This window comes from Ramlibacter sp. (assembly GCF_035706265.1).
GTDB lineage: Bacteria > Pseudomonadota > Gammaproteobacteria > Burkholderiales > Burkholderiaceae_C > Ramlibacter.
Map to the genome: position 1 here is coordinate 1 of NZ_DASSVG010000490.1, position 6,241 is coordinate 6,241.

The following is a 6,241-nucleotide window of genomic DNA, read 5'->3' on the forward strand; positions in this document are numbered from 1 at the left end:
ATCGGGCCGGCGAGGTACAGCATGGCGTCGACCACGTGCACGCCGCGACCCGTCATGCCGCCGGCGGGCACCTCCTCGCGGTCGTGGCGCCAGTGGCCCTTGGGAAAGCGGTAGGCGCTGGGGCCGCAGAAGTTGCCTTCCAGGTGCAGCACGCGGCCCAGCGACCCGTCTTCGACGAGCCGCCGGATCTCGCGCAGCGCCGGCTGGAAGCGCCAGTTGTAGCCCACGCCCAGCGTCACGCCGTGCTCGGCGCAGGCGCGGGCCGCGCGCTCGGCGCTCGCGGCATCGAGGCCCAGCGGCTTTTCGCAGAACACGTGCTTGCCGGCCTGCGCGGCGGCGACGACCTGCTCGGTGTGCAGCGAGTGCGGGGTGGCCAGCACCACCGCGTCGATTTCCGGGTCGCGCAGCACGTCCTCGTAGGCCGGCAGCAGGCGCAGGCCGTGCGCCTGCGCGAACTCGCGCGCCTTCTCCGGCGTGCGCGTCGCGGCGGCGACGAAGGTGATGGCGGCACTGCGGCCGTGGACGCTGCGCACGAGGTTCTGGCCCCAGGTGCCCAGGCCGACGATGGCGGCGCGGATCATGCGGATCCTCCTTCTGCGGGCCGATTGGAGCGGGATTCGCCCGCCCCGCCCATCGAAAGAATCCCCAAGCACCGGGAAGCATTGCATGCTCCGGGCTTACCCTAGGGCGAAGACCCGGTTGACGAACGTCAATTGGCATTCCGGCGCGGCAGGCGATCGTTGGCGCACTCACTCGCAGGAGTCCCGCCATGTCCACCTCCGCCGTCCACGTCCGCTTCGTCGGCATGATTTCGTCCCGGCGGGCCGAGGCGCTCGCGCGGGCCTGCATCAGCGGCCTCGATGCCGCCTGTGGCGCCGTCGCGCGCTGGGACGTGTGCCTGCAGCCGCCCTTGATGCCGCGCGGCAGCAGCGGCTACGCGGTGCGCGCGCAGGCGCAGCTGAGCGACGGCAGCCTGCTGGCGATCCGCGCCCAGGGCGAGGCATTGGAGGAGACCGTGCGCGATGCCTTCGGCGGCATGCGCGAACTGCTGCTGCACGCGGCGGACGGCTGCCCTCAGGCCAGGCAGTAGCTGCTGCCGCGCCGGTGGGTCGCGCCCCAGGTGCGGTAGCCGGCCCGGTCGATGTGGATGCGCCCGCTCGGGTAGCGGCTCACGCCCATGTCCCAGTCCTTGCCCTGTTCGCGCCAGTAGGCGCACAGCTGCTTGCCGGCCTGCGCCGACAGCGGCGCGAGGTCGATGGCGAAGCGCTGGTGCGAGCTGCCGGGGGCGCCGCCGGCGCAGCGGTTCAGCCGCGGGTCGCGGTAGGCGGACACCACTTCCACCTCGGACAGCACGCCGCGCTGCTGCAGCTCGCGCAGCAGGATCAGCACGTCGCGCACCTGCTCCCATTGGCTGGCCGGCGGGATCTCGAAAGGCTCGGCCCGGCACTCCTTCCACATCGAGGCGCTGCGCAGCAGCTGGTACAGCGGCACCACGTCGGCCAGGTTCTCGCCGACCAGGTAGGCGGCGAAGGTGTCGACTTCCTGGGGATGCTTGGCCCGCCAGGCCGTGAACAGGATGCTGTCGCGCTCGGGGTCGCTGAGCTTCACCTCCGGCGGCGGGGGCGGCGGCGGCGCGGGCACCGTGGTCGCCGGCGGCGCGGGGATCACGCCGGCCGGCGGCAGCTGCGACGACGGCCCGCGCGAGCAGCCCGAGAGCAGCGCGACCACGGCCGCAAGGACGAGGCAGAGGCGCTTCGGGGCATGCGGCTTTCCCATGGCGTCGACCTTAGCGCAGGCGCGTGCCGGACCGTGTCGGAAGGCGGTCAGCTTTCCAGCGGGAAAGAGAGGCTGAACAGCACGCCGCCGCCTACATTGGCGGCCTCGACCGTGCCGCCCATCTTGGCCATGTAGGTGCGCGCCACGAACAGGCCCTGGCCGCGCCGGCCGCCGCCTTCCTCGGCCGCGGCGCCGCTGACGCCGTAGTCGAAGATGCGCTGCAGCATGTCCTCCGGGATCGCCGGCCCGAGGTTGTGGACGCCGATCACCGCCATGCCGCCGCGCTCCTGCAGCGACAGCGAGATCGGCGTGCCGGGCGTGCGGTGCCGGTCCGCGTTGCGCAGGATGTGGGTGACGATGTCCTCCAGCGAGAAGGCGTCGACGCGCGCCATCAGCGGCCCCGCCAGCGGGGTGTAGCGCACGTCGGCGATGCCGGCGAACTGCGCGTTGCCGGCCACCTCGCGCAGGAAGGCGTCCAGGTCCACCGGGGCGAGCTCCAGCTGCGCCGCCTCCAGTGCCTCGCTCGGCGAGGCCTGGCCGTACAGCACCCGCACCGCCTGCTGCATGCGCTGCACGTAGCGGTGCGCGGGGTCCTCGGGATCGGGGTGCAGCACCATCAGCGACTGCAGCGGCGAGAGGATCTCGTGGCCGACGGCCTGCAGCATGTCGCGCTCGCGCTGCGAACGCAGCTGTTCGCGCTGCACGTCGCTCTTCACCCGCTGCAGCAGGTCGCCCAGGCCGCCGGCCAGGATGCCCAGTTCGTCCGGGCCGCGCAGGTCCGACACATCGAGCTGGCCGACGCCGGCGGCGCCGGGCGCATCGAGCTGCACGTTGTGCGACACGGCGGCTGCGCGCCGCGTCAGCACCGCGATCCGGCGGATCAGGCCGACCTCGATCACCACCCAGGCGAGCACGATCGCGCCCAGCATCGCCGCGACGTACCAGGACATGCGGGTGGCGATCACGCCCAGGCCCTGGTCGATGCCGCGGGCATCGCCGGTGAGCCGGGCCTCGAAGGTGCCCAGCGGCGTGGTGATGGTCTCGCGCGCGCTCAGGTTGCCGGGGCGGGCGGCCACCGGCAGCCGGTCGATCAGGCGCAGCACCGCCGGCGAGCTGCGGCCGGCGCCGTCGTCGCGCGCCCTCAGCACCGCCACCGGCGGCGCCTGGCCGTGGTCCAGCCGCGAGATCGTGAGCACCTCGCCGGGCTGCAGCAGGGCCGTCAGGTCCTGCAGCACGGCCGGGGCCACCGCGCCGGCCGCATTGCTGTCGAACAGCGGCCGGTCGCTCTCCGGCGGCAGCACCAGCAGGCGCACGTGGATGCGATCCAGGTCCGGCGGCGGCCAGGCCGGCGGCTGGTGCTCCAGCGCGCCGCGGAAGCCTTCGATCGGGATCCGCATCGCGTAGGAGACCCGGCGCGCGCATTCGGGCAGCTCGCCGGTGGCGCAGGAGGCGCTCTGCCAGACGCTGGCGCGGAAGTTCCGCACCGGCCGTGCGTCGGCGGGCAGCTCGCTGGCGCCGCTCCACGGGTAGGCCACGAAGCGGCCCCGCACCAGCGGCTCGCCGCGCATCGACAGCTGCTCGAAGGGGGCGATCCAGCTGCGCAGCTCGCCGCGCATCTCCAGCCGGATCACGGCGCGGTGGACGCCGAACAGGTCGCGGTCACCGGCTGCGCGCCCGATCAGGTCGCCGGCCGTGAAGCTGCCCACGAGGTAGATGAAGTTGCCGGCGTAGGCGCTGCTGCCGACGCCGGCGCACACGGCGCTGTCGTCGGGATAGACCACCGAGCAGCCGGCCTGGTCCACCGCCTGCTGCGCCTTGCCGGGGTCCTCGACGTCGAGCGAGGCATAGGGCAGCACCAGCGGGCGCAGCGGCGTCGGCGCCCCGGCGGCGTCCGGATTGAGCAGGGCCAGCAGGCCGGAGGGCTGGCGCAGCCGCGCCATCAGGTCGGCCTGGGTCTTGCGGAAGGCCTGCTGGTAGTTGCGGTAGCTGCGCGCCTTCTCGTCCTGCAGCAGCACCACCGCGAGCGCCAGGGTGGCCAGCGCCAGCAGCAGGAACACGCCGCGGATCAGGATCCGGCGGCGGAACGACGCCAGCCCCAGCCGCGGCCCCTCCAGCAGCTCGGGCAGCCCCAGCTCCCGCAGCTTCATGGCACCCAGCGGAAGCCGCGCATCGGCACGTTCTCGATGTGCCCGAAGCCGGGATCGACCTCGCGCAGGGCGTCGCGGATCGTGCTCACGTGCTTGCGCACGTTGTCGCGGTTGCGCTCGCTCTTCACCACCTCGAACAGCTCCTCGTAGGAGACCACCTCGCCGCGCCGCTGGTAGAGCGTGGCCAGGATGCGCTGCGCCGTGAGCGGCAGGTTGACGCGCTCGCCGCGCCAGGTGGGCGTGCGCTGCCAGAGCGGGTCGAGCGCCAGTTCCTCCGCCGCCGGGGCGCCCTCCTGCTGGCGCTCGCGCCGCTCGCGCGCCACGCGCAGGATCTCGAGGAAGGTCTCGATGAAGTCGGCTTCCTCGAAGGTGGTCTTCTGCAGGTAGTCCCAGGCGTCGAGCGCCTTCATGATGCTGCGGTAGATGGCCGCCGGCATCGCGGAGACCACCAGCACCGGCACGCCGGTGCGCTGCTTGTTGATCGCGTTGATCAGGGCCACGCCGGCGTGGCGCTCGCGCCCGAGCTCGATATCGAGCAGCACCACGTCGTACTGCTCGCGCGCGAGCGCCGCCTCGGCCGCGTCGCGGTCGAACCACTGGTCCACCTCGATGCCGGGGCGGGCCGCGCGGATCCAGCCGGCCAGCTGGTTGCTGGTGGGCAGGTCGTCCTCGATCACGGCCACGCGGGTCATGGCCCGATTATGGAAGCCCCGGGGCGGCGCGCAGCGGAAGAATTCTTCCGGAGCGTGAATGAAGCCGACCCGGCGCCGCATTGTTCGCTCCCGGGCGGATTCGAAGAATGACTCCATCGTCCCAACGCAAAGGAGAGATTCGATGAGCCGCCGCCAGACCGTTTCCGCCGTCGCCCGATTCGCCTGCGTCGCCGTGGCCTGCGTCGCCGCCGCCTCGCTGTGGGCCCAGGCGCGGCCCGAGACCGGCCTGCTGCTGGACGCGCAGACCTGGCGCGAGGAGGTGGTGACGGCCAGCACCGGCCCCTGGCCCGAAGAGGGCTGGTTTCGACTCGTGCCGCTGGATCAGGCTGTCGAAGTGCGCGCGGTGAAGCCCAGCGAGCAGGCCACCACGGTGGCTGCCGACGCGCTCTACTTCCGCGAGCCGGGGGTGGCGCTGAAGGAGGGCCGGCGCACCGGCTACCGCTACCCCGCCGTGTTGCAGCAGCCGCGCATGGGCGTGCAGCACGAGCTCTCGGTCGGCGGCACGCGCTTCAGCCTGCTGGCCGCCTACGTCGACCAGGGCATCCGCTACACGATCGCCTACGCCGGCGAGAGCCACGACTACGTGCTCGGTGGGCCCGGCGCCGACCACACGGTGGTGCGCGCCATCGCCGACCTCGATGGCGACCGCCAGCCCGATTTCGTGATCGACGTCGACGATGGGGTGTACCTGCTGCTGTCCACGCGGGCCCGCCCGGGCTTGAACGCGCCGACCGCGCACTACACCGAGCAGATTTCCTGATCCGCCGCCCGCACCGGGGAGAAGAGCCATGCTGCAGCGTCTGAAGTCCCTGCTCCGCGCCCTGCGCATCGGCCTGGCGCGCCGGATCCGCCGCCCCGGCCGCGGCGACCCGCTGTTCGCCGAAGGCACGCAGGTGCGGCTGCTGCAGGCGCGGCGGGCCGTCGCGGTCACGGCCGCCGCGGCCTTGCTCGCGTGGTTGGTGGTGGCGCATCCGCCGCTGCGCACGGCGGGGCCGGGCGAGATCGGCGTGCGCACCAATCGCGTCACGGGCAGCGTGGTGCAGTGGCGCGACGGCAGCATCCTGGTCGTGCCCGGGCTGCACGAGGCGCAGGTCTTCTCGCTGCGCGACCGCGTCTACCGGCCGGCGCAGATCGCGCAGGCGGCGGGCAGCGCGCCGGTGCAGTCGGTCGAGGGCCTGTCGGTTGGCGTGGACGTGGCCGTGCGCTATGCGCTGGACGCGACGCGCATCGCCCAGGCGGCGCGCAACCTGCCGCCCGAGCTGGACGCGGAGATCGGCGCTCGGGCCCGTGCAGCGGCACGCATGGAACCGGTGGCGCGCGGAGGTGCTGGAGCGGGTGGAAGTGAAGGGGCTGCCGGCCTATGGGAGGAACCGCGTTGCGTTGCGCCGCGCGTCTGTGTGGAGCACGCTGGCCTACGAGCACGCGCGGCGGGCGGATGATGCCGGTGCTGCCGCTGCGGCGGAGCGCGCCATGACGGAACTGGCGTCGGTGCAGAAGGGCGAGCTCGCCGACGGCGACCTGGCCGCGTACAACGATGCGGCGATGCACGTGAATGCCTCGCGCTGGGCCGCCGTGCCTGCGCCTGCTGCGGTGGCCGCAGGCGCG

General features: G+C 73.2%; 7 protein-coding genes. 3 read left to right on the forward strand and 4 right to left on the reverse strand.

What is annotated here, in order from left to right:
• The coding region (locus tag VFM98_RS17550; protein WP_325111192.1) for a Gfo/Idh/MocA family oxidoreductase at positions 1-581 on the reverse strand (581 nt) is incomplete at its 3' end.
• 188 nt (positions 582-769) lie between these two features.
• On the opposite strand from VFM98_RS17550, the gene VFM98_RS17555 reads away from it, so the two are divergent.
• Positions 770-1,090 carry a hypothetical protein gene (locus VFM98_RS17555; RefSeq protein ID WP_325111193.1) on the forward strand — a complete coding sequence of 107 codons (321 nt, stop codon included), beginning with the start codon at positions 770-772 and terminating at the stop codon, positions 1,088-1,090.
• Here VFM98_RS17555 and VFM98_RS17560 read toward each other — a convergent pair.
• Genes VFM98_RS17560 through VFM98_RS17570 form a run of 3 tightly spaced genes read right to left on the reverse strand, consistent with a single transcriptional unit; the run spans position 1,075 to position 4,615 of the window.
• Positions 1,075-1,776, reverse strand: a complete 702-nt coding sequence (locus VFM98_RS17560) for a D-Ala-D-Ala carboxypeptidase family metallohydrolase (protein WP_325111194.1) — start codon at positions 1,774-1,776, stop codon at positions 1,075-1,077. The two genes, VFM98_RS17555 and VFM98_RS17560, sit on opposite strands and share 16 nt — an antisense overlap.
• 47 nt (positions 1,777-1,823) lie before the next feature.
• Entirely contained in the window at positions 1,824-3,923 is a 2,100-nt protein-coding gene (locus VFM98_RS17565; protein WP_325111195.1) for a HAMP domain-containing sensor histidine kinase, read from the reverse strand.
• Positions 3,920-4,615: a response regulator transcription factor gene (locus tag VFM98_RS17570; protein ID WP_325111196.1), complete on the reverse strand. Its 696-nt coding sequence runs from the start codon at positions 4,613-4,615 to the stop codon at positions 3,920-3,922. Before VFM98_RS17570 ends, VFM98_RS17565 begins: the two co-directional genes overlap by 4 nt.
• Before the next feature lie 142 nt (positions 4,616-4,757).
• Between VFM98_RS17570 and VFM98_RS17575 the strand changes: the two genes are divergently transcribed.
• Positions 4,758-5,396: a hypothetical protein gene (locus tag VFM98_RS17575; protein WP_325111197.1), complete on the forward strand. Its 639-nt coding sequence runs from the start codon at positions 4,758-4,760 to the stop codon at positions 5,394-5,396.
• 28 nt (positions 5,397-5,424) lie between these two features.
• On the forward strand, positions 5,425-6,075 hold the full coding sequence (locus VFM98_RS17580) for an SPFH domain-containing protein (protein WP_325111198.1): 651 nt from the start codon (positions 5,425-5,427) through the stop codon (positions 6,073-6,075).
• Positions 6,076-6,241 lie beyond the last annotated feature (166 nt).